The 22,193-nt window shown below is 41.0% G+C and carries 25 protein-coding genes; all 25 read left to right on the forward strand.

The window, feature by feature from the left end; all coding sequences use genetic code 11:
- Positions 1-73 precede the first annotated feature (73 nt).
- Positions 74-406 carry a putative DNA-binding protein gene (locus NSQ76_RS08310; RefSeq protein WP_142944772.1) on the forward strand — a complete coding sequence of 111 codons (333 nt, stop codon included), beginning with the start codon at positions 74-76 and terminating at the stop codon, positions 404-406.
- A gap of 13 nt (positions 407-419) precedes the next feature.
- Positions 420-1,760, forward strand: a complete 1,341-nt coding sequence (ffh, locus tag NSQ76_RS08315) for a signal recognition particle protein (protein WP_024424193.1) — start codon at positions 420-422, stop codon at positions 1,758-1,760.
- 105 nt (positions 1,761-1,865) lie between these two features.
- Entirely contained in the window at positions 1,866-2,138 is a 273-nt protein-coding gene (gene rpsP, locus NSQ76_RS08320) for a 30S ribosomal protein S16 (protein ID WP_008344841.1), read from the forward strand.
- Complete coding sequence (locus NSQ76_RS08325) at positions 2,138-2,383, forward strand: KH domain-containing protein (protein WP_024424192.1); 246 nt, start codon at positions 2,138-2,140, stop codon at positions 2,381-2,383. The genes rpsP and NSQ76_RS08325 overlap by 1 nt, the downstream gene beginning before the upstream one ends.
- Before the next feature lie 103 nt (positions 2,384-2,486).
- Positions 2,487-2,873, forward strand: coding sequence for a YlqD family protein (locus NSQ76_RS08330; protein WP_024424191.1), 387 nt, complete (start codon positions 2,487-2,489; stop codon positions 2,871-2,873).
- A gap of 8 nt (positions 2,874-2,881) precedes the next feature.
- Positions 2,882-3,406 carry a ribosome maturation factor RimM gene (gene rimM, locus NSQ76_RS08335; RefSeq protein ID WP_024424190.1) on the forward strand — a complete coding sequence of 175 codons (525 nt, stop codon included), beginning with the start codon at positions 2,882-2,884 and terminating at the stop codon, positions 3,404-3,406.
- Positions 3,403-4,137 (forward strand): tRNA (guanosine(37)-N1)-methyltransferase TrmD, encoded by a 735-nt coding sequence (trmD, locus tag NSQ76_RS08340; protein ID WP_024424189.1) that lies wholly within the window; start codon positions 3,403-3,405, stop codon positions 4,135-4,137. Before rimM ends, trmD begins: the two co-directional genes overlap by 4 nt.
- Positions 4,138-4,274: 137 nt before the next feature.
- Positions 4,275-4,622 carry a 50S ribosomal protein L19 gene (gene rplS / locus NSQ76_RS08345; protein WP_008354510.1) on the forward strand — a complete coding sequence of 116 codons (348 nt, stop codon included), beginning with the start codon at positions 4,275-4,277 and terminating at the stop codon, positions 4,620-4,622.
- Between the two features lie 89 nt (positions 4,623-4,711).
- Positions 4,712-5,560 (forward strand): ribosome biogenesis GTPase YlqF, encoded by an 849-nt coding sequence (gene ylqF, locus NSQ76_RS08350; protein ID WP_024424188.1) that lies wholly within the window; start codon positions 4,712-4,714, stop codon positions 5,558-5,560.
- Between the two features lie 76 nt (positions 5,561-5,636).
- Complete coding sequence (locus NSQ76_RS08355; RefSeq protein WP_024426970.1) at positions 5,637-6,401, forward strand: ribonuclease HII; 765 nt, start codon at positions 5,637-5,639, stop codon at positions 6,399-6,401.
- A gap of 26 nt (positions 6,402-6,427) precedes the next feature.
- Complete coding sequence (locus tag NSQ76_RS08360; protein ID WP_341053327.1) at positions 6,428-8,167, forward strand: glycosyltransferase; 1,740 nt, start codon at positions 6,428-6,430, stop codon at positions 8,165-8,167.
- Entirely contained in the window at positions 8,164-8,439 is a 276-nt protein-coding gene (locus tag NSQ76_RS08365; protein ID WP_003211418.1) for a FlhB-like flagellar biosynthesis protein, read from the forward strand. The genes NSQ76_RS08360 and NSQ76_RS08365 overlap by 4 nt, the downstream gene beginning before the upstream one ends.
- Before the next feature lie 176 nt (positions 8,440-8,615).
- Complete coding sequence (gene sucC / locus NSQ76_RS08370) at positions 8,616-9,776, forward strand: ADP-forming succinate--CoA ligase subunit beta (protein ID WP_341053329.1); 1,161 nt, start codon at positions 8,616-8,618, stop codon at positions 9,774-9,776.
- 22 nt (positions 9,777-9,798) lie between these two features.
- Positions 9,799-10,701 carry a succinate--CoA ligase subunit alpha gene (gene sucD, locus NSQ76_RS08375; protein WP_007499624.1) on the forward strand — a complete coding sequence of 301 codons (903 nt, stop codon included), beginning with the start codon at positions 9,799-9,801 and terminating at the stop codon, positions 10,699-10,701.
- 63 nt (positions 10,702-10,764) lie between these two features.
- Positions 10,765-11,667, forward strand: coding sequence for a DNA-processing protein DprA (dprA, locus tag NSQ76_RS08380; protein WP_056766431.1), 903 nt, complete (start codon positions 10,765-10,767; stop codon positions 11,665-11,667).
- A 193-nt stretch (positions 11,668-11,860) separates the two neighbouring features.
- Positions 11,861-13,936 (forward strand): type I DNA topoisomerase, encoded by a 2,076-nt coding sequence (gene topA / locus NSQ76_RS08385; RefSeq protein WP_024424184.1) that lies wholly within the window; start codon positions 11,861-11,863, stop codon positions 13,934-13,936.
- A 70-nt stretch (positions 13,937-14,006) separates the two neighbouring features.
- Entirely contained in the window at positions 14,007-15,311 is a 1,305-nt protein-coding gene (trmFO, locus tag NSQ76_RS08390; protein ID WP_024424183.1) for an FADH(2)-oxidizing methylenetetrahydrofolate--tRNA-(uracil(54)-C(5))-methyltransferase TrmFO, read from the forward strand.
- Positions 15,312-15,373: 62 nt separating this feature from the next.
- Positions 15,374-16,291 carry a tyrosine recombinase XerC gene (gene xerC, locus NSQ76_RS08395; protein WP_024424182.1) on the forward strand — a complete coding sequence of 306 codons (918 nt, stop codon included), beginning with the start codon at positions 15,374-15,376 and terminating at the stop codon, positions 16,289-16,291.
- A gap of 14 nt (positions 16,292-16,305) precedes the next feature.
- Entirely contained in the window at positions 16,306-16,851 is a 546-nt protein-coding gene (gene hslV, locus NSQ76_RS08400; protein ID WP_024424181.1) for an ATP-dependent protease subunit HslV, read from the forward strand.
- A gap of 16 nt (positions 16,852-16,867) precedes the next feature.
- Positions 16,868-18,268 carry an HslU--HslV peptidase ATPase subunit gene (hslU, locus tag NSQ76_RS08405; RefSeq protein ID WP_034623643.1) on the forward strand — a complete coding sequence of 467 codons (1,401 nt, stop codon included), beginning with the start codon at positions 16,868-16,870 and terminating at the stop codon, positions 18,266-18,268.
- Between the two features lie 34 nt (positions 18,269-18,302).
- The gene (codY, locus tag NSQ76_RS08410) at positions 18,303-19,082 is read left to right on the forward strand and encodes a GTP-sensing pleiotropic transcriptional regulator CodY (protein ID WP_007499612.1); all 780 of its coding nucleotides are present in this window, start codon (positions 18,303-18,305) and stop codon (positions 19,080-19,082) included.
- Between the two features lie 288 nt (positions 19,083-19,370).
- Entirely contained in the window at positions 19,371-19,760 is a 390-nt protein-coding gene (gene flgB / locus NSQ76_RS08415) for a flagellar basal body rod protein FlgB (RefSeq protein ID WP_034623641.1), read from the forward strand.
- The gene (gene flgC / locus NSQ76_RS08420; RefSeq protein WP_024424179.1) at positions 19,760-20,212 is read left to right on the forward strand and encodes a flagellar basal body rod protein FlgC; all 453 of its coding nucleotides are present in this window, start codon (positions 19,760-19,762) and stop codon (positions 20,210-20,212) included. Before flgB ends, flgC begins: the two co-directional genes overlap by 1 nt.
- 11 nt (positions 20,213-20,223) lie before the next feature.
- Complete coding sequence (fliE, locus tag NSQ76_RS08425; protein WP_024424178.1) at positions 20,224-20,541, forward strand: flagellar hook-basal body complex protein FliE; 318 nt, start codon at positions 20,224-20,226, stop codon at positions 20,539-20,541.
- 49 nt (positions 20,542-20,590) lie between these two features.
- Positions 20,591-22,183 carry a flagellar basal-body MS-ring/collar protein FliF gene (gene fliF, locus NSQ76_RS08430; RefSeq protein ID WP_024424177.1) on the forward strand — a complete coding sequence of 531 codons (1,593 nt, stop codon included), beginning with the start codon at positions 20,591-20,593 and terminating at the stop codon, positions 22,181-22,183.
- The last annotated feature ends 10 nt before the right edge of the window (positions 22,184-22,193 follow it).

The raw sequence follows: 22,193 nt of genomic DNA on the forward strand, positions 1-22,193 counted from the left end.
TTGACACACAGAAGAGAACCGTGTAAACTTAGTTGATGTAAAGGGAATGAACTTAACAAAGGGGAGAGAGCCCATGACGCTTGAAAAAACAACGAGAATGAACTACTTGTTTGACTTCTATCAATCGTTGTTGACCGCAAAGCAAAAGAGCTACATGTCGCTTTACTACCTAGACGATTTTTCCCTCGGTGAAATTGCGGATGAATATGAAGTATCAAGGCAGGCTGTTTATGATAATATTAAACGGACTGAAGCGATGCTTGAACAATATGAAGAAAAGCTGCTCTTGTTTAAGAAATTTAAAGAGCGTAAAGAACTTCTCGAAAAAATGAGAGAGCTTGTAGCTGATTCTGCGCAAACAGAAGAAGCAGAAGCTTTAATTGAATCGCTTGAGAAATTAGATTAGGAGGCGGCACAGTATGGCATTTGAAGGATTAGCCGACCGACTGCAGCAGACGATTTCAAAAATCCGCGGCAAAGGAAAAGTGTCAGAACAAGATGTAAAAGAAATGATGCGCGAGGTACGCCTTGCCCTTCTTGAAGCTGACGTCAATTTTAAAGTAGTCAAAGACTTTGTGAAAAAAGTAAGTGAGCGGGCAGTTGGACAAGAGGTCATGAAAAGCCTTACCCCTGGACAGCAGGTCATTAAAGTTGTAAAAGAAGAACTCACTGAATTAATGGGCGGAGAAGAGAGTAAGATCGCTGTAGCGAAAAAATCTCCAACAGTCATTATGATGGTTGGTCTTCAAGGGGCAGGTAAAACAACCACAACTGGGAAGCTTGCCAATTTACTTCGCAAAAAACATAATCGCAAGCCGATGATGGTGGCTGCTGATATTTACAGACCAGCAGCAATCCAGCAGCTTCAAACGCTTGGGAAACAGCTTGATATGCCGGTGTTTTCATTAGGTGATCAAGTCAGCCCTGTCGAAATTGCCAAACAGGCAATTGAAAAAGCGAAAGAAGAACACCATGATTATGTCATTTTAGATACAGCAGGACGTCTTCATATCGATGAAGAATTAATGGATGAACTTCAGAAAGTAAAAGAAGTAGCGAATCCAGAAGAAATTTTCCTAGTTGTTGACTCTATGACAGGTCAAGATGCGGTCAATGTTGCAAAAAGCTTTAATGAACAGCTTGGTTTAACAGGTGTCGTTCTCACAAAACTAGATGGTGATACAAGAGGCGGTGCAGCACTTTCTATTCGAGCTGTCACCAATACGCCGATTAAATTCGCTGCACTAGGAGAAAAGCTTGATGCGATTGAACCATTCCATCCAGAGCGGATGGCATCAAGAATTCTTGGCATGGGAGATGTGCTCACGCTGATTGAAAAAGCACAGGCAAACGTCGACCAAGATAAAGCGAAAGAGCTTGAGCAAAAAATGCGGACAATGAGCTTCACGCTCGATGATTTCCTCGAGCAGCTTGGCCAAGTTCGGAATATGGGTCCACTTGATGAACTGATCCAAATGATGCCGGGAGCCGGTAAAATGAAAGGGCTCAAAAACGTCCAAGTAGACGAAAAGCAGCTCAATCATATTGAAGCGATCATTAAATCAATGACGACCAAGGAAAAAGAACAGCCAGAGGTCATCAATGCAAGCCGCAGAAAACGGATTGCAAAAGGAAGCGGAACATCTGTACAGGAAGTCAATCGCCTTTTAAAGCAATTTGATGAAATGAAAAAGATGATGAAGCAAATGACCAACATGTCCAAAGGAAAGAAAAAGGGCTTTAAATTACCATTTATGTAATTGGTTATACATGATAAAACCGTTGTTAAGAAAAAACACTTTACAAACCCTTTTATCATTGTTAATATACTATCTTGTTGAAATATTTTCGGAGGTGCTAGTAAAATGGCAGTAAAAATTCGTTTAAAACGTATGGGAGCAAAAAAATCTCCTTTCTATCGTATTGTTGTAGCAGATTCTCGTTCACCACGTGACGGTCGTTTCATCGAAACAGTTGGAACTTACAACCCAGTGGTATCACCAGCTGAGGTGAAAATCAACGAAGAATTAGCGCTTAAATGGCTTCAAAATGGTGCGAAACCATCTGATACAGTTCGCAACCTTTTCTCAAGCCAAGGAATTCTTGAAAAATTTCATAATGCGAAAAACAGCAAATAATGAATGAGCTGTCCTTGGAAGAATTGATTGTGTCCATCGTCGAGCCACTTGTTGATTTCCCTGAAGATATTCACGTATCTTCATTAGAAAAAGATGAGCAGGTGATTTACACACTGTCTGTCAATGCTGAAGATACCGGAAAAGTGATCGGAAAGCAGGGACGTACAGCAAAAGCGATACGAACAGTCATTTTTGCAGCAAGTGCAGAGTCTTCTAAGAAAGTTCAACTTGAGATTGCTGACTAAAAAGGGAGAGGGCTTAGGACCTCCCCTTTTTTTACACGTTTAAATCTATTTTTCGTTATACTGTAGAGGACAAATGCCTTCGGATAGGGGGACAAAAAGGAAGATGCAGATCATTCAACATGTCACCGTGATGCAAGTATTAACTGAAAGCAGTAAGGACAAACTGTTAACGACTTTTTTGGAGAAAAAAGAAAGACTAGAACGTGAATGCAATCAACTATATTTTCAACTAAAAAAACATGAAAAAGAACCACATCAGCAAGAAGCCATCCCTCAATTTCAAAAAGCGATCGATAAAAGGCAAGAGAAGATCCGGCAAATTGATTTTCAAGTAGAGCAGCTGCATATTTTGCCGCTTGGAAGTGAAATGAAAGAAACAGAAGTGGATGCATTGGTTGAAGTAAAAATAGGTGATAAATGGGATGACAAGATGCAAGATAATGTCATCGTCGTGAAAGACGGCACCATTGTGGAAATACGTCAGGGGTGATTGAGAACATGGAGCTAGAATGGTTGAATGTTGGAAAGATCGTCAATACACACGGAGTGCGCGGAGAAGTACGCGTCGTGTCAAAGACGGATTTCCCAGAAGAGCGCTACAAAAAGGGAAGCGTCCTCTATATTTTTAAGCAAGGTCAAAGCGAACCGCTGAAAGTGACTGTCGCATCACATCGCCAGCACAAACAGTTTGATTTGCTCACATTTGAAGAAATCAACTCATTAAATGAAGCAGAGCATTTGAAAGAATCAATCTTAAAGGTAGAAAAAGAACATCTTGGGTCATTAGACGAAGGAGAATTTTATTTCCACCAAATCATTGGCTGTGAAGTATACGATGAAGAGGACAAGCTGATCGGCCAAATCAAAGAAATCCTTACGCCAGGGGCAAATGATGTGTGGGTGGTTGGAAGAAAAGGCAAAAAAGATGCCCTCATTCCATATATACCATCTGTCGTCAAAAAGATCGATATCTCATCCAAAACCGTACACATTGAAGTGATGGAAGGACTTATTGACGAATGAAAATCGATTTCTTAACCCTTTTTCCTGAAATGTTCGAAGGTGTGCTTCACTCATCGATCTTAAAAAAAGCACAGGAGAAAGAAGCTGTCTCATTTCAAGTCGTCAATTTTAGAGAGTATTCGGATCATAAGCATAAAACAGTGGATGACTATCCGTATGGCGGCGGTGCTGGTATGGTACTGAAAGCGCAGCCCGTATTTGATGCGGTAGAAGATTTAACGAAAAAAGCAAGCACGAAACCCCGAATCATTCTTGTCTGTCCTCAAGGGGAAAGATATACACAAAAGAAAGCAGAAGAACTTGCAAAAGAAGAGCATCTTATGTTCATTTGCGGCCACTATGAAGGCTACGATGAGCGCATCAGGGAGCATCTTGTCACAGATGAGATCTCAATCGGAGATTTCGTCCTCACAGGCGGAGAGCTGCCAGCGATGATGATTGCAGACAGTGTGGTCAGGCTTTTGCCTCATGTGCTTGGAAAAGAAGCGTCTCACATCGAAGATTCATTCAGTACAGGTCTGCTTGAGCACCCGCACTATACAAGGCCAGCTGATTATAAAGGACTAAAAGTGCCGGACGTGCTTCTCTCTGGAAATCATGCCAAAATTGAAGAGTGGCGGCGCAAAGAATCCTTGAAGCGAACCTATACAAGAAGACCAGATTTGATCGATTCTTGCAAAACATTAACGGATGAAGAAAAAAGATGGCTTTGGCAGCTTCATAATGACTAGATTGTATTGCACACGGCATAGAGGTATGGTATGATACTACTTGTGACTTGGACGGCTTGCTGATCCAAGTTTGAAAACGATGTTCCGCTGCAATGAAGAAAGAGGACATGAGCATCTGTTGGAAGGAGTTGAAAACGATGCAACATTTGATTGAAGAAATCACAAAAGAACAATTACGCACTGATCTTCCTGCGTTCCGTCCTGGTGACACTTTACGTGTACACGTTAAAGTTGTCGAGGGTACTCGTGAGCGTATCCAGATCTTTGAAGGTGTTGTAATTAAGCGTCGTGGTGGTGGAATCAGCGAAACTTTCACAGTTCGTAAGATCTCTTACGGTGTAGGCGTTGAGCGTACATTCCCTGTACACACACCAAAAATCGCTAAGATCGAAGTTGTACGTCACGGTAAGGTACGTCGTGCGAAACTTTACTACCTACGTGAACTTCGCGGTAAAGCGGCTCGTATCAAAGAAATCAGACGATAATGATATCAAAGGAAAGAGCTTGTTACCTGTAACAGGCTCTTTTTTTGTACAATGTATAAAGATAATGGTAGAAGAAAGAAGGTGCACATATGACGATTCAATGGTTTCCAGGCCATATGGCAAAAGCAAGACGTGAAGTCACAGAAAAATTAAAGCTCATCGACATCGTATTTGAATTAACCGATGCAAGAATTCCGATGTCCTCTAGAAACCCAATGATCGAAGAAATCCTTCAAAACAAACCCAAAATCATGCTCTTAAACAAAGCAGATAAAGCAGATCCTCGTATGACAAAGGAGTGGCAGGCGCATTTTGAGCAGCAAGGCGTTCGGTCACTTGCCATTAACTCTGTTGATGGACAAGGGTTAAATCAGATCATCACGACTTCAAAAGAAATTTTAAAAGAAAAATTCGACCGCATGAAAGCAAAAGGTGTCAAACCACGTGCCATTCGAGCACTGATTATCGGGATTCCCAACGTCGGCAAATCGACCTTAATCAATCGTTTAGCAAAAAAGAACATTGCCAAAACAGGAGACCGGCCTGGTATTACGACATCACAGCAATGGGTAAAGGTAGGGAAAGAACTAGAACTGCTCGATACCCCTGGAATTCTCTGGCCGAAGTTTGAAGATGAGCAAGTAGGACTCAGACTTGCGGTGACTGGAGCGATCAAAGATTCGATCATCAATTTACAGGATGTCGCTGTGTATGCACTTCGTTTTCTAGAAGAGAACTACCCAGAGCGATTAAAAAAACGCTATGACCTAGCGGAGATACCTGAAGATACGGTTGAGCTGTTTGATGCAATTGGCACTAAGCGCGGCTGTCTAATGAGCGGGGGATTCATAAACTATGACAAAACCACCGAAATCATTATTCGGGATATTCGAACAGAAAAATTTGGTCCCCTCACTTTTGAGAAGCCTGAAAGCTAAAAGACACGCAGCTCATGCGGGTCTTTATTTTTTGCGAAAAACTGCCGATATAAAGAAGGAGGCTGCGAAAAAGCCTATGTACACGGTGAAACAAATAAAAGAACTTATAGAAAAGCATGCAGGAGACGAGTCCTACATTCGCGAGCTTGTGAAAGATGATACGAGAAAAAGTGTCCAAAAACTGATAGAAAAGTGGCACAAAGAGAGAGAAAAGCAGCAAGCACTTCGCGCGGCATGGGATGACATGCTGCAATTTGAAAACAAAGCAAAGGCGCAGGGATACACATGTATTGCTGGAATAGATGAAGCAGGAAGAGGACCGCTTGCCGGCCCAGTTGTGGCAGCAGCCGTTATATTAAAGGAAAATACCGTCCTGCTCGGTTTAAACGACTCAAAGCAATTATCTGAGAAAAAAAGATTGGCTTATTATGATTTAATTCAAAAAGAAGCACTTGATATCGGAATCGGCATTGTTGATGCGGCTACGATTGATGAAATCAATATTTATGAAGCATCAAGACTGGCGATGGTAAGAGCTGTAGAGCAGTTAACTCATACACCTGATTATCTACTCATAGATGCCATGACACTCCCGCTTTCTACTCACCAAGAGAAGATCATCAAAGGAGATGCAAAAAGTGCATCCATTGCAGCAGGTGCATGTATTGCGAAGGTGACAAGGGATCAGATGATGGAAGAGTACGGGCGTAAGTATCCTGAGTATCAATTTGAAAAACATAAAGGGTACGGAACGAAAGAGCACCTGGCTGCGATTCAAACACATGGTGCTACCCCCATCCACCGGTTATCGTTTGCGCCAGTGAAATCTGTTATATCATAAATTTTAATCTAAGGAGGCTGCCTGTGATGACAAGAGTTGAGGACATACATACAGCACTGAATAGCCGGCTGAATACGGCCGAATCGGTTCCATTAAACACCGAAGGGAAGGATAATGTTCATCGGCTGATTCTCGGTAAAGTACTAAAAATGCTTGGAGATGATACAGCCCTTGTTCAAATAGGTTCAACGAAAATAAAAGCACAGCTGGCGGCTCAGCTTAAAGCAGACGCATTTTATTGGTTCCAATTTGAACAAGAGGGTGGAGGCAGCCTCAATAAACTAAGACCCGTTCAGCAATTTGATCAAGATCCTAAGACATTAAAGGATGCAGCAGCCAAACTATTAGAAGGTCTCTCACTGAAAAATGGGCTTGAAAACATGCTGACAGCTACAGCTTTTTTAAAGGAAAAGTCCGTCATCAACGAAGGAGAGTTAAAAACGGCAGTGAAGTGGATCGAACAGCTTCAAGGAGCTGATGTGAAGAAAGGGCTCCAGGCCCTCCTCTTTGCTTTAAAGAAAGATTTACCGATCCAGCAAGGGGTGCTTCAATCTATTTTAGCCGTAAAATCACCCTCTGCCCTTCATCAGGATATAACAGCGCTATTAAATCAATTAACACAGCTTCCGAAGCACACAGATGCCACACGGACCCTTATACAAGCCGTTCGGTCAGTTGTAGATACAGAGACAGCCGTCCATGCAGAAAAGCTCTTATCGGTCCTTCTAGCAGCGAGAGAAGGCGAGGCGAAGCAAGGTGGCAATTCACCAGTAACGACTCAGCTCAATCCTTCTCAGCAAAAAGAAAATAGCCATGCCGCAATCGTTCAAGAGCGTCAGCCGTCCCAAGTTCCTCAGACAAACGTGCAGCAGTCAACAAGTCCAAAAGAAGAGCTGCAAATCCCGCCTCAGCAAATTGAGCGGATACTGGCAAGTTTGATGAAACAAGGTGCAGACGGGCAGCAAGAACCTAACTTAAAACAGCTCACAGCATTGCTGCACGGGCTCCAGCAGGCAGGATCTCAGCCTGACGCAAAAGCAGCTGTGCTTCAAAAAGAGTTTCCCTTCCTGTCAAAAGCAGAGGCAAAAGCTTTGGCCCAGGTAGTGCAGCAGACAGAACCAACATTAAGTAATAAAACCGATGTGCTCGATTTACTTATGACGATGAAAAAGGCAATAGGTGTACGTGATGAAATTGGTATGCTGAAACTGCTTGAAAAAGGCAGCCAGGATGTCAAAAGTCAGGAGCTGCACCAATTAAAGCTCACCTTAAATGATGTGAGACAGGCGGATTTACCAGAGCCCGTTAAAAAAGAAGTGGATCAATTGTTTCATAGATTGAATGGGCAGTTATTTGTGCAGCAGGAGAACCAAACCGTCAGTCAAATGATGATTTCCTATCCGCTTTTCTCAAAACATAGTGTTCAAGATTTAACCTTTATTCTAAAAGGACATAAGAAAAAGGATGGCTCTATTGATATTTCTCAGTGCCGCCTCATGTTTTATTTAAACATGGAAAACCTTGAAGAAACCTTGATAGACTGTACGATTCAGCAAAAGGTCATGTCCATTACAGTCGAGACAGCCCATGAACTGCAAGGCACCATTAATCCAATGATTCCGGCTGTTCGAGAGAATTTAAATGCGCTAGGATACAGTTTAACGGGAATTACAGCAAAAAAGAGACAAGAGCCAGTAGATCCGTCTTTATTTCTAGATGAACACTTTCATAAAATCAGCGAGAAAGGGCTGGACTTACGAGTATGAAGGATTCAAAACCGCTTAGAAGAGCGGTCGCTCTGCATTACGATGAAGAAAAACAAAAGGCGCCAAAAGTCGTTGCAACAGGCAGCGGCTATGTGGCAGATCATATTATTGAAGAAGCAAAAAAGTCGGGAGTCCCAATCCAGGAAGACCGTAATTTAGTCGAACTCATGCGCCACTTAACATTAGATGAGGAGATCCCTGAAGCGTTATACGATACTGTAGCAGAAATTTTTTCGTTTATCTACAGGTTAGATCAAAAAATGAAAAAATAAGGTAAAATAAGTGATTTGGCTGAAAAATTTATATTTTTAATAAAATAAAAGTTTGAATGTTTAGAAGGATTTTACGATTTTACATAGAACCCTAGACATTCTCTTTTTTATTCTTTAAAATGAAAGCGCAGTCTATTTTATAATTTTTGTTTCTACATATGTTGGGAGGATGGGAAATGAATATCCATGAGTACCAAGGAAAAGAAATCCTAAGAAAATATGGGGTTTCAGTTCCAAATGGTAAAGTAGCATTTACACCTGATGAAGCAGTGAAAGCATCAGAAGAGCTAGGGAGCTCTGTATCTGTCGTAAAAGCACAGATTCATGCAGGCGGCCGTGGTAAAGCAGGCGGGGTAAAAATTGCAAAAACGAAAGATGAAGTGAAAGGGTTTGCAGAGGAATTGCTCGGCAAGACACTTGTCACACATCAAACAGGGCCTGAAGGGCGCGAAATAAAACGCTTACTTATTGAAGAAGGCTGCGATATTCAAAAGGAATACTATGTTGGACTAGTTTTGGACAGAGCGACATCAAGAATTGTATTGATGGCATCTGAAGAAGGCGGTACTGAAATTGAAGAAGTAGCAGAAAAAACGCCAGAAAAAATCGTCAAAGTGGTCATCGATCCAGCGATTGGTCTGCAAGGCTATCAGGCGAGAGAAGTGGCATTTAAAATTAATATTCCAACAAAATTAGTTGGCCAAGCTGTTAAGTTTATGACAAGCCTTTACAATGCGTTTATTGAAAAAGATTGTTCAATTGCTGAGATTAATCCACTTGTTGTAACAGGCGATGGAAAAGTCATGGCACTTGATGCAAAATTAAACTTTGATAGTAATGCCTTATATAGACAAAAAGATATATTAGAATACCGTGACCTTGATGAAGAGGATCCAAAAGAAATTGAAGCATCTAAATATGACTTAAGCTACATTTCTTTAGATGGAAATATTGGCTGTATGGTCAATGGAGCAGGTCTTGCGATGTCTACAATGGATATCATCAAGCATTACGGCGGGGACCCTGCAAACTTCCTAGATGTTGGCGGCGGTGCAACAGCTGAAAAAGTAACGGAAGCATTTAAAATCATTTTATCTGATCAAAATGTCAAAGGGATTTTCGTGAATATTTTTGGCGGCATCATGAAATGTGATGTGATTGCAGAAGGTGTTGTTGAAGCGACGAAACAAGTCGGCTTAACATTACCACTTGTTGTACGTCTTGAAGGAACAAACGTTGAATTAGGGAAGAAAATCCTGAGTGATTCAGGCTTAAATATCACTTCTGCTGAGTCTATGGCTGACGGGGCAGAAAAGATTGTATCTTTAGTCAAGTAGAGCAGAAAGGCAGGGAACCTAAATGAGTGTATTTATTAATAAAAATACGAGAGTAATTGTTCAGGGGATTACCGGTTCAACCGCATTGTTCCATACAAAACAAATGATTGAGTACGGAACAAATATTGTTGGTGGTGTCACACCTGGAAAAGGTGGAACTGAAGTAGAAGGAGTTCCTGTATTTAATACTGTATCTGAAGCAGTTCAGACTACTGGAGCGAACGCTTCTGTTATCTATGTACCAGCACCATTTGCGGCAGATGCCATTTTAGAGGCTGTTGACGCAGAAGTCGATCTCGTCATTTGTATCACAGAACATATTCCAGTGCTTGACATGGTCAAAGTGAAACGGTATATGGAAGGGAAAAAGACAAGACTAGTTGGACCAAACTGCCCAGGTGTCATCACACCTGAAGAATGTAAAATTGGTATCATGCCTGGCTACATTCATAAAAAAGGTCATGTGGGTGTTGTTTCTCGTTCTGGAACGCTTACATATGAAGCGGTACATCAGCTTTCAGAAGCTGGCGTTGGTCAATCGACAGCTGTAGGAATCGGGGGGGACCCGGTAAATGGGACAAACTTTATTGATGTGTTAAAAGCATTCAATGAAGACCCTGAAACACATGCTGTAATAATGATCGGTGAAATCGGCGGTACAGCTGAAGAAGAAGCAGCTGAATGGGTAAAAGCAAATATGACAAAACCAGTCGTTGGCTTTATTGGCGGTAAAACGGCGCCTCCAGGAAAACGTATGGGACATGCTGGTGCCATTATTTCTGGTGGTAAAGGAACAGCTGATGAAAAAGTAAAAACAATGCGTGAATGTGGAATTGAAGTGGCAGAAACACCATCTGTCATGGGAGAAACATTGATTAAAGTATTAAAAGAGAAGAATCTCTTCGAAGCTTGTAAAACGCATTAATGACACAAGAAGACTTGTTCTTTGACAAGTCTTCTTCTTTCTATCTTAAACTGGAGGAATGGTATGTACAACGTGTCCGAAAGAATGATTTTTCACCGCTTAAAAGGCCTCATCTCACCCTCATTATTAACAAAATGGTGGAAAGTCGATCCTGAACTATATATAAATGAAGAAACACATCATTTTAAACAGGATCGAGCATTACAAACGATCGACTTTACCCGCTTAAAACAAGCTGAAGAAAATGAATTCCCCATGTTTCAACACATCGTTCAAGCCTATTTAAAGCAAAACATTCACATGATTCCCATCACATCACCCTTATATCCCAGCACACTAAAAAATATTTATGATCCTCCCCCTGTGTTATTCCTAAAAGGAAACGTATCATATTTAAATGTAGAAAAAAGTTTAGGTGTAGTCGGCACGCGAGTTCCATCGACTTATGGAGAAGCATGTGTGAAGAAAATTGTTGGTGAGCTTGTCAAGGAAGAGTGGATGATTGTCAGTGGTTTAGCTAAAGGAATCGATGGACTGGCACATAAAGAGTGCATCAGGAAAAAAGGGAAAACAATCGGCATTATAGCAGGCGGCTTTCAGCATGTATACCCAAAAGAACATGCGCAAATGGCTCAATACATGGGTGAACATCATTTGCTTTTGTCAGAGCACCCGCCTTATGTCAAACCAGAAAAGTGGCATTTTCCAATGAGAAATCGTTTAATTAGTGCATTGACGAAAGGGACCATCGTGATTCAGTGCAAAGAAAAGAGCGGTTCTCTTATTACAGCCTATCAAGCGCTTGAGCAAGGCAAAGAAGTATTTGCGATTGCCGGATCCATCTTTGATTCTAATTCCACAGGTCCGGCAAGACTCATTCAGCAGGGGGCAAAGCTTGTTCATTCCACAAAGGATATTTTAGAGGAATTCTCCTTCCACAGCGTTCAATATACTGAACTCTCATAAAAATATCGTTTGACAAAAGACATCGGAATATTTAATAATAGTGAGGATTTAAGTTTACACTTTGTTTTTCGTGTTTATAATGATGTTCATCATAAAGAATTTTTAGTGATTGCCTGTTAGATAGGTGCAATTAACATAAATATGAATTGTGAAATGTATAAAGAGAGAACACCTCTTAAGGGGGATTTTGAGTATGGCTGATTATTTAGTCATCGTTGAGTCGCCAGCAAAGGCGAAAACGATTGAGCGTTATTTAGGAAAAAAGTATAAAGTAAAAGCTTCAATGGGGCACGTAAGGGATTTACCGAAAAGTCAGCTCGGTGTTGACACTGAGCATGACTTTGAACCGAGATATATTACGATTCGCGGGAAAGGCCCAGTTTTAAAAGAATTAAAAACAGCAGCGAAAAAAGCAAAGAAAGTCTATCTCGCAGCTGACCCCGATAGAGAGGGAGAAGCGATTGCTTGGCATTTAGCACACAGCCTTGACCTTGACCTCTCTTCTGACTGCCGCGTTGTTTTTAACGAGATTACAAAGGATGCGATTAAAGATTCCTTTAAGCATCCACGTATGATCAATATGGACTTAGTTGATGCGCAGCAGGCAAGACGGATCTTAGATCGTCTCGTTGGGTATAAAATCAGTCCGATTTTATGGAAGAAAGTGAAGAAGGGCTTAAGTGCCGGACGTGTTCAATCAGTTGCACTCCGCCTGATTATTGATCGCGAGAATGAAATTAATGAATTTAAACCAGAAGAATACTGGACAATTGACGGTACATTCCTAAAAGGAAAAGAAAGCTTCGAAGCGAGTTTCTTTGGCCTCAATGGCAAAAAACATCCATTGAAAACAAAAGAAGATGTAAAAGAAATCCTTTCGAAATTAAAGGGAAGCAAATTCTCTGTAGAGAAAGTAACGAAAAAAGAGCGTAAACGTAATCCAGCTGTTCCGTTTACGACTTCTACTTTACAGCAGGAGGCTGCAAGAAAATTAAACTTCCGTGCGAAAAAGACAATGATGATTGCACAGCAATTATATGAAGGAATTGATCTTGGTAAAGAAGGTACAGTCGGTCTCATTACATATATGAGAACGGACTCAACACGTATTTCCAATACAGCGATTGAAGAAGTATCTGCCTTCATTGATCAGACGTACGGCAAGAATTTCTTAAACACAACAAAACGAACAGCTAAAAAGAATGAAAATGCACAAGATGCTCACGAAGCCATCCGTCCGACTTCGACGTTAAGAAAACCGGCAGATGTCAAGCACGTGCTAAGCCGCGATCAGCTTCGTCTGTACAAATTGATTTGGGAACGATTCGTGGCCAGCCAAATGGCTCCGGCTGTTCTTGATACAATGAGTGTGGACCTTGATCATAACGGTCTTACTTTCCGTGCGAATGGCAGTAAAGTAAAATTCCCTGGGTTTATGAAGGTTTATGTGGAAGGAAAGGACGACCAGCTAGAGGAAAAGGACAAAATGCTTCCTGATCTGAAAGAAGGGGACACAGTTCTTTCAAAAGACATCGAACCTGAGCAGCACTTCACACAGCCGCCTCCGCGTTACACTGAGGCAAGATTGGTCAAAACACTTGAAGAGCTCGGTATAGGCCGTCCATCTACGTATGCACCAACATTAGATACAATTCAAAAGCGCGGCTATGTCGCACTTGATAATAAACGATTTACTCCGACAGAGCTTGGAGAGATTGTACTCAACTTAATCATTGAATTCTTCCCTGAAATCATTAACGTTGAATTTACAGCGAAAATGGAAAAGGAACTTGATAGTGTTGAAGAAGGTACGATCGAATGGGTTCGTATTATCGACAGCTTCTATCAAGACTTTGCAAAACGGGTAGAAAAAGCTGAAGCAGAGATGCAAGAAGTTGAGATTGAGCCGGAATACGCAGGTGTTGATTGTGAAGAGTGCGGACATCCGATGGTGTACAAAATGGGTAGATACGGCAAGTTCATGGCGTGCTCTAACTTTCCTGACTGCCGCAACACAAAACCAATTGTCAAAGATATCGGTGTCAAATGCCCGTCATGTCATGAAGGAAACATTGTTGAACGAAAATCGAAAAAACGCCGCATTTTTTACGGCTGTGATCGTTTTCCAGAGTGTGAATTCGTCTCTTGGGACAAACCAATTGAAAGAAAGTGTCCAAAATGCGAAAATATGCTTGTAGAGAAAAAGCTGAAAAAAGGCGTTCAAGTTCAATGTGTCAACTGTGATTATAAAGAGGAACAACAAAAATAGCGGTGAGCAGCCTTGTTCACCTGCTTTTTTATGTCATCAAACAGACCTTACGAAATAGGAGAGTTGTACAATGAGTCAATTTGTAAATGTGATCGGAGCCGGTTTAGCTGGAAGTGAAGCTGCATGGCAAATCGCTAAACGAGGAATTAAAGTCAATTTATATGAAATGAGACCTGTGAAACAAACGCCGGCTCACCACACAGATAAATTTGCGGAGCTTGTATGCAGCAACTCACTGCGTGCGAATGCTTTGACGAATGCAGTAGGTGTATTAAAGGAAGAAATGCGTCATTTAGATTCAGCTATTATCGCAGCAGCAGATGAAAGCTCAGTTCCTGCTGGCGGTGCGCTTGCAGTAGACCGTCATGAATTTGCAGCAAACGTGACAGACCGCGTGAAAAATCATCCGAATGTTACTGTCTTTCAAGAAGAGGTGCAGAGCATTCCAGAAGGTCCGACAATTATCGCGACTGGTCCGCTGACATCAGAAGCACTTTCAAAAGAATTAAAATCGTTAACAGGAGAAGAATATCTCTATTTCTACGATGCAGCGGCACCTATTCTAGAGAAAGACAGCATTGATATGGATAAGGTGTACTTGAAATCACGCTATGACAAAGGAGAAGCCGCTTATTTAAACTGTCCAATGACAGAAGAAGAATTCGATCGTTTTTATGAGGCGCTCATTTCTGCTGAAACTGTGCCATTAAAAGAATTTGAAAAAGAAATCTTCTTTGAAGGCTGTATGCCAATTGAAGTCATGGCGAAAAGAGGAAAGAAAACGATGCTGTTTGGTCCGATGAAGCCAGTAGGACTGGAAGATCCGAAAACAGGAAAAAGACCTTACGCTGTTGTTCAATTAAGACAGGATGATGCAGCAGGTACTTTATATAACATCGTTGGCTTCCAGACACATCTGAAGTGGGGCGATCAAAAGGAAGTATTCCGTTTGATTCCAGGCCTTGAAGAAGCAGAGATTGTTCGTTACGGGGTGATGCACCGTAATACATTTATTAACTCGCCAAGTCTTTTAAGACCGACTTATCAGTTTAAAAATAGAGATGACCTATTTTTTGCCGGGCAAATGACAGGCGTTGAAGGGTATGTTGAGTCCGCAGCGTCCGGACTTGTGGCTGGCATTAACGCTGCTCGTTTTGTCAAAGGAGAAGAGCTTGTGACACTTCCTGAGGAAACGGCGATTGGCAGTATGGCTCACTACATCACATCGACAAACAAGAAAAGCTTCCAGCCGATGAATGCGAACTTTGGTTTGCTGAAAGATCTAGGAGTTCGAATTAAAAACAAACAAGAACGTTATGCAGAGTACGCTAAGCGCGCAATCGAAACTATTCAAACTATTTCGAAATCTCTGTAGTAAAACATTGCACGGAAAGCACGATATGTGATACCATTTAAAAGCCTTAAAGAGGTGTAAAAATGACGAATAAACAGCGTCTTGTCCACTTATTCATTGAATATCTGCAAATTGAAAAAAACTATTCAGCTTTAACGATCTCAGGATATACAGAAGCCATTGAAGAGTTTGTCAGATTTATGAACATTCAAGGAATAGACGGTTTTGAAGAGGTATCCTATCAAGATACGAGAATTTATTTAACAGAAGCTTATGAAAAAGGCCTGACAAGAAGAACGATTAGTAAGAAAGTCTCTGCGCTTCGCAGCTTTTATAAATTTTTATTAAGAGAACAGCTTGTGAAAGAAAATCCTTTTTTACTCGTTAGCTTACCAAAGCAGGATAAGCGGATTCCTTCATTTTTGTATGAAGAGGAACTAAAAGAGCTTTTTACAGTTTCTGATGTCAGCACACCGCTTGGGCAAAGAAATCAAGCTATTTTAGAACTTCTTTATGCAACAGGTATGAGGGTCAGTGAGTTATGTTCATTAAAAGAATCTGATCTTGATTTATCGATGGATACAGTGCTTGTTCATGGGAAAGGCAGTAAACAGCGGTATGTTCCTTTCGGGTCATATGCTCATGAAGCGCTCATTACTTATTTAGAGGATGGAAGGCAGAAGCTGAAATCTAAAGGGAAAGACCGCGCTGATACTCATGTGTTTTTGAATCAGCGCGGGACGCCTCTTACAGACCGAGGTGTACGATTCATTCTCACTGAATTAATGAAAAAGGCGTCAGGTACATTACATATCCATCCTCACATGTTAAGGCACACCTTTGCCACGCATCTCTTAAACGAGGGGGCGGATTTGAGAAGTGTTCAAGAACTTCTCGGTCATTCAAATTTATCATCTACACAGGTGTACACGCATGTATCAAAAGATTCTTTAAGAAACACGTACATGTCTCATCACCCAAGGGCTTTTAAACGATCCTAAAAGGAGGTTTTTTCATGTCATCATTTCATGCAACAACCATCTTTGCCGTTCAGCATAAAGGAAAAAGTGCAATGGCTGGCGACGGTCAAGTCACTTTCGGGCAGGCTGTCGTGATGAAACACACAGCAAAAAAAGTGCGCCGTCTTTTCGGAGGCAAGGTGCTTGCAGGTTTTGCAGGTTCAGTAGCCGATGCTTTTACACTCTTTGAAAAGTTTGAAACAAAGCTTGAAGAATATGGTGGTAATTTAAAGCGGGCAGCCGTAGAACTAGCGAAGGAATGGCGAAGTGACAAGATGCTCAGGCAGCTTGAGGCTATGCTCATCGTCATGAACAAAGAAAGCATCCTGCTTGTCTCTGGAACGGGAGAGGTCATCGAACCAGATGATGGGATTTTGGCCATTGGCTCAGGCGGCAACTATGCGCTTAGCGCCGGGAGAGCACTCAAAACCCATGCAGGTGATCATCTCTCAGCGAGAGAAATTGCAAAGGCCGCTCTTGAAACGGCCGGAGAAATCTGTGTCTACACGAACGATCAAATCACTTTAGAAGAGCTTGAATAGAAAGGACATGAGACGTATGGAGAAAAAGCCGTTCACCCCAAGAGAGATAGTTGAAAAGCTTGATCAATACATCATTGGTCAGCTTGATGCGAAAAAAGCAGTGGCGGTGGCTTTAAGAAACCGTTACAGAAGAAATCTTTTGCATGATAAGCTAAAGGATGAAGTCGTTCCTAAGAACATTTTAATGATCGGTCCAACAGGTGTGGGGAAAACAGAAATTGCCCGCAGAATTGCTCGAATTTCTGGTGCGCCTTTTATTAAAGTGGAAGCGACGAAATTTACTGAAGTGGGTTATGTCGGCCGTGACGTAGAGTCCATGGTGAGAGATTTAGTTGAAACAGCGATTAGACTCGTCAAAGAAGAAAAGATGAAAGATGTTCAAGAGGAAGCAGAAAAACAAGCAAATAAACGTCTTGTTCATTTACTTGTTCCTGGCAAGAAAAAAAGCCAGTCTGTGAAAAATCCGTTTGAGATGCTGTTTGGCGGTTCTGATGAAGATGACCGTGATCGAGATCATTCAAATGAAGAAGTGGAACTCGAATCGACAAGAAAGCGAATCGCTCATCAGCTGGCTATGGGAGAACTTGAAGATCATTACGTCACGATCGAAGTAGAAGAACAGCAGCCTTCCATGTTTGATATGCTTCAAGGCTCGGGTATGGAGCAAATGGGTATGAACATGCAGGATGCGCTTGGCAATCTCATGCCTAAAAAGAAAAAACGCAGAAAGCTGACTGTCAGAGAAGCTAGAAAGGCGTTAACGGCTGAGGAAGCTTCAAAACTGATTGATATGGATGAAGTCAGTCAGGAAGCGGTCTACAAAGCAGAGCAGCAAGGAATTATTTTTATCGATGAAATCGACAAAATCGCCAAAAGCGGTGGTGCATCATCTGCAGATGTTTCTCGTGAAGGGGTTCAGCGTGATATTTTACCGATTGTAGAAGGTTCAACTGTGATGACAAAATATGGTGCCGTTAAAACTGATCATGTGCTGTTTGTTGCAGCAGGTGCATTTCATATGGCAAAGCCATCAGATTTGATTCCAGAGCTTCAGGGACGCTTCCCAATCCGTGTAGAATTAGATAAATTAAGTATAGAAGACTTTGTGAAAATCTTAACGGAACCAGATAATGCATTATTAAAGCAATATAAAGCTTTACTTGAAACAGAAGGTATATCTCTTGAATTTTCTGACGATGCTATTCATAAGATTGCCGAAGTGGCTTATCATGTCAATCAGGAGACAGATAACATCGGTGCAAGAAGGCTTCATACCATACTTGAGAAGCTGCTTGAAGAGCTTTCATTTGAGGCGCCTGATATTACGATGGAGACAGTGACCATTACACCTCAGTATGTCGAAGAGAAGCTAGGAAAGATTGCAAATAACAAAGATTTAAGTCAATTTATACTTTAACAAATGAATAAAGTAATCTAGGAGGATCATTATTATGGCGTTACTACAAAAAACAAGGATTATTAACTCAATGCTGCAAGATGCAGCGGGGAAACCAGTTAATTTCAAAGAAATGGCAGAAACACTGAGAGATGTCATTGATTCAAACATTTTCGTATTAAGCAGAAGGGGAAAGCTTCTTGGCTACTCCATTAATCAACAGATCGAAAATGCACGTATGAAAAAAATGCTTGAAGATCGTCAGTTCCCTGAAGAATATACAAAGAGTCTATTCAATGTCCCTGAAACGTCTTCAAACCTTGATATTAACAGTGAATATACAGCTTTCCCGATTGAAAACCGGGACTTATTCCAATCAGGTTTAACAACAATTGTTCCAATTATCGGCGGAGGAGATCGTTTAGGTACGTTAATCCTGTCCCGCTTACAAGATACATTCACAGATGATGATTTAATTCTTGCTGAATACGGGGCAACAGTTGTTGGAATGGAGATTCTTCGCGAGAAAGCAGAGGAAATCGAAGAAGAAGCAAGAAGTAAAGCGGTTGTTCAAATGGCGATTAGCTCTCTTTCCTACAGTGAGCTTGAAGCGATTGAGCACATTTTTGAAGAGCTGGATGGAAACGAAGGTCTTCTCGTTGCAAGTAAAATTGCAGACCGTGTAGGGATCACGCGCTCAGTGATCGTAAACGCCTTACGTAAGTTAGAAAGTGCAGGCGTGATTGAATCTCGTTCTCTTGGAATGAAGGGAACGTACATCAAAGTGTTAAACAACAAATTTTTAATTGAACTCGAAAATTTAAAATCTCATTAATCAAAAACCCTTTTTGGCCGAAATAAATGCTGAAAAGGGTTTTTTTATGTGAAAAAATGAGGATTTGTCCGAAAAATGTCACTCTTTTTTCCAAGAAACCCCTTACAAATCTGTAGTGCTTTGAATCTAGGTCTTTATACCTATTCGTAAAATAGATATATATTACGAGTTTTTTTTACATATACATCATAGACTTTAATCCTATTATTTCTTACAATGAACATATGGTTTTACAAATCTCGACATGATTAAATGGAATGAAATACATATGATTGGAGGTATATGGTTTTGGATATATTTTCTGGAACGATAAGCAACCTTGAGAATGCCTTGGGCAGAGCGAATGTTAAGCAAAAAGTCATAAGCAATAATATCGCAAATATAGACACACCGAACTACAAGTCGAAAAACGTCACATTCCATGACATGCTAAATGATGCGTCAATCAAATTAGATGCTAAAAAAACATACCAAGGTCACATTGATTTTTCTAAAACAGGGTCTAATTATTCAGTTGTTTCGAGCAACCGTACTTCATATCAAGAAAACGGAAATAATGTCGATATTGATCAAGAGATGAGTGAACTCGCTAAAAACCAAATTCAGTATAATGCGCTGGTGGAAAGAATGAGCGGGAAATTCAATTCTCTTAAAACAGTTTTGACAGGAGGTAAGTGATGTCGATTTTTTCAGGAGTGAACGCTTCGGCCTCAGCATTAACGGCACAGAGGCTCAGAATGGACGTTGTATCCTCAAACCTTGCAAATATGGATACAACAAGAGCTAAACAGGTTGATGGCAACTGGGAGCCTTATAGACGTAAGCTTGTCACATTACAGCCGTCAGGTGAATCGTTTTCATCTATATTGAACTCAAGTATGAATTCGAGCGGCAAATTAGGAAACGGCGTCAAAGTAACAAAGATTACTGAAGACGAAACTCCATTCAACCTTCAATATGATCCTACAAATCCCGATGCCAATGAAAATGGATATGTTCAAACACCAAATGTCGATCCATTAAAAGAAATGGTCGACCTCATCAGCAGCTCAAGATCATATGAAGCAAACGTGACTGCTCTAAATGCGAATAAAAGCATGCTGATGAAAGCTTTAGAAATAGGAAAGTAAGGTGAAAATAATTGGTTAATGCAATATCTCCTTTCCAGCTTCAAACTGCTCAGCAAGCAAGTGAATTGACGAATGCAACGCCCGTTCAGGCGGCTGCACCTAAAAGTCAAACGAATTTCTCTGATGTGCTGAAGAATTCCATTGAGGCATTAAATCAATCACAGCTGAAATCAGACCAGTATACAAATGCGCTTGCACAAGGAAAAGATGTCAATCTCGATGAAGTCATGATTGCTTCACAAAAAGCGAGTGTTACACTCACAGCTGCAACAGAGTTTCGAAATAAAGCAGTCGAAGCGTACCAAGAGATTATGAGAATGCAGATGTAGGAGGTGCTGGTGGACAAAAAAAGACTGAATGGAATGACCGGGGGTTAAGATGAATCGTACTTTAATGCAATTAAGAACAAAAACAGTTGAGTTTTGGCGAAATCGATCAAAATTACAAAAAATACTCATGATTGGCGGCGTTGCTGCCCTAGCAATCATTATTACGGTTGTTAGCATCTTTGCTTCTTCTGAAAAAATGGTTCCGCTCTTTAGAGACTTGTCTGAGGCAGAAGCTGGACAAATCAAACAGGAACTAGATGGCAAAAACGTTAAATCGGAACTTGCAAACAATGGAACAACGATTCTCGTTCCAGAAAAGCAAGCAGATTCTTTAAAAGTAACACTCGCATCTGAAGGGCTCCCTAAGACAGGCAACATTGATTATTCCTTCTTTGCAAACAATTCAGGCTTCGGTTTAACAGATAATGAATTTGATGTTCTGAAAGTAGACGCAACTCAGACAGAACTATCCAATCTGATCAACACGATTGATGGGATTAAAGATTCAAAAGTGATGATTAACCTGCCAAAAGATTCCGTTTTTGTTGGAGAAGAGCAAAGTAATGCATCAGCATCCATTGTGCTGCAAGTTGAGCCAGGCTACACGCTCACACCGCAGCAAGTAAAAGGCCTTTATCATCTTATTTCAAAAAGTGTGCCGAATTTAAAAACAGAAAACATTGTCATTATGGACCAAGATTCCAACTACTACGACTTAAACACCAGCTCCGATTCCTATGCAAGTGGAATGGATGCACAGCAGCAGAAAAAAGAGGAAATCGAAAAGAATCTTCAAAGAAAAATTCAGCAGCTGCTTGGAACAATGATGGGTCAAGATAAAGTGGCTGTATCGGTCACAACAGACATTGATTTTACTGAAGAAAAAAGAAAAGAAGACCTTGTAGAACCTGTTGATAAAGAAAACATGCAGGGAATTGCTGTCAGCGCTGAAAAGATTGCTGAAACTTATTCAGGTAATGGCGCAGCAGCTGGAGGCACCGCTGGAACAGGTGACGATGATGTCACAAATTATCAAGGTGCCGATGGAGCGAATGGAAGCGGAGATTACGAAAAGAGCGAAGATCGTATCAATTATGAAGTCAACCGCATTCATAAAGATATCAAAGAAAGTCCTTATAAAATCAGAGATGTTGGCATTCAAGCATTGGTCGAACCACCAACTGCAAACGATGTAAACTCTTTAACGGCTGAAAGACAAGATGATATCAAAAAGATTCTTTCAACGATCATTAGCACATCGATTGATAAAGAATACACAAATGGTCAAGCGCTCACTCAAGCAGACTTAGATAACAAAATCGTTTTATCTGTATCAAAATTAGACGGTAAACAGCAAACTGCGGCAGATAACCCTTCAAACAATATTCCAATCTGGGTTTATATTGTAGGCGGTGTGCTCCTACTTGCAATTATCGCTCTTATCATTCTTCTTGTACGCAAGCGTAGAAGAGATGAAGAAGAAGAGTTTGAGTTTGATGAACGTACACCAATCGATGTTCCTGATATCGACACTGAACCAGAAACAGAAGAAATGGTGAGAAAAAATCAGCTTGAAAAAATGGCAAAAGAAAAACCAGAAGACTTTGCTAAATTGCTACGCAGCTGGCTGTCCGAGGATTAGGAGGAATACA

This window comes from Bacillus sp. FSL M8-0256, assembly GCF_038005765.1.
Taxonomy (GTDB): Bacteria; Bacillota; Bacilli; order Bacillales; family Bacillaceae; genus Bacillus; species Bacillus safensis.

Bases quoted from the DNA above. Each gene is read 5' to 3' on its own strand.
- rplS (WP_008354510.1), top strand. From the start codon at position 4,275: ATGCAACATTTGATTGAAGAAATCACAAAAGAACAATTACGCACTGAT.
- fliF (WP_024424177.1), top strand. From the start codon at position 20,591: ATGAATCGTACTTTAATGCAATTAAGAACAAAAACAGTTGAGTTTTGG.
- xerC (WP_024424182.1), top strand. From the start codon at position 15,374: ATGACGAATAAACAGCGTCTTGTCCACTTATTCATTGAATATCTGCAA.
- NSQ76_RS08325 (WP_024424192.1), top strand. From the start codon at position 2,138: ATGAATGAGCTGTCCTTGGAAGAATTGATTGTGTCCATCGTCGAGCCA.
- NSQ76_RS08355 (WP_024426970.1), top strand. From the start codon at position 5,637: ATGTACACGGTGAAACAAATAAAAGAACTTATAGAAAAGCATGCAGGA.
- trmFO (WP_024424183.1), top strand. From the start codon at position 14,007: ATGAGTCAATTTGTAAATGTGATCGGAGCCGGTTTAGCTGGAAGTGAA.
- NSQ76_RS08310 (WP_142944772.1), top strand. From the start codon at position 74: ATGACGCTTGAAAAAACAACGAGAATGAACTACTTGTTTGACTTCTAT.
- dprA (WP_056766431.1), top strand. From the start codon at position 10,765: ATGTACAACGTGTCCGAAAGAATGATTTTTCACCGCTTAAAAGGCCTC.
- flgC (WP_024424179.1), top strand. From the start codon at position 19,760: ATGTCGATTTTTTCAGGAGTGAACGCTTCGGCCTCAGCATTAACGGCA.
- sucC (WP_341053329.1), top strand. From the start codon at position 8,616: ATGAATATCCATGAGTACCAAGGAAAAGAAATCCTAAGAAAATATGGG.
- ffh (WP_024424193.1), top strand. From the start codon at position 420: ATGGCATTTGAAGGATTAGCCGACCGACTGCAGCAGACGATTTCAAAA.
- NSQ76_RS08360 (WP_341053327.1), top strand. From the start codon at position 6,428: ATGACAAGAGTTGAGGACATACATACAGCACTGAATAGCCGGCTGAAT.
- codY (WP_007499612.1), top strand. From the start codon at position 18,303: ATGGCGTTACTACAAAAAACAAGGATTATTAACTCAATGCTGCAAGAT.
- sucD (WP_007499624.1), top strand. From the start codon at position 9,799: ATGAGTGTATTTATTAATAAAAATACGAGAGTAATTGTTCAGGGGATT.
- rimM (WP_024424190.1), top strand. From the start codon at position 2,882: ATGGAGCTAGAATGGTTGAATGTTGGAAAGATCGTCAATACACACGGA.
- hslV (WP_024424181.1), top strand. From the start codon at position 16,306: ATGTCATCATTTCATGCAACAACCATCTTTGCCGTTCAGCATAAAGGA.
- rpsP (WP_008344841.1), top strand. From the start codon at position 1,866: ATGGCAGTAAAAATTCGTTTAAAACGTATGGGAGCAAAAAAATCTCCT.
- NSQ76_RS08365 (WP_003211418.1), top strand. From the start codon at position 8,164: ATGAAGGATTCAAAACCGCTTAGAAGAGCGGTCGCTCTGCATTACGAT.
- ylqF (WP_024424188.1), top strand. From the start codon at position 4,712: ATGACGATTCAATGGTTTCCAGGCCATATGGCAAAAGCAAGACGTGAA.
- trmD (WP_024424189.1), top strand. From the start codon at position 3,403: ATGAAAATCGATTTCTTAACCCTTTTTCCTGAAATGTTCGAAGGTGTG.
- topA (WP_024424184.1), top strand. From the start codon at position 11,861: ATGGCTGATTATTTAGTCATCGTTGAGTCGCCAGCAAAGGCGAAAACG.
- NSQ76_RS08330 (WP_024424191.1), top strand. From the start codon at position 2,487: ATGCAGATCATTCAACATGTCACCGTGATGCAAGTATTAACTGAAAGC.
- hslU (WP_034623643.1), top strand. From the start codon at position 16,868: ATGGAGAAAAAGCCGTTCACCCCAAGAGAGATAGTTGAAAAGCTTGAT.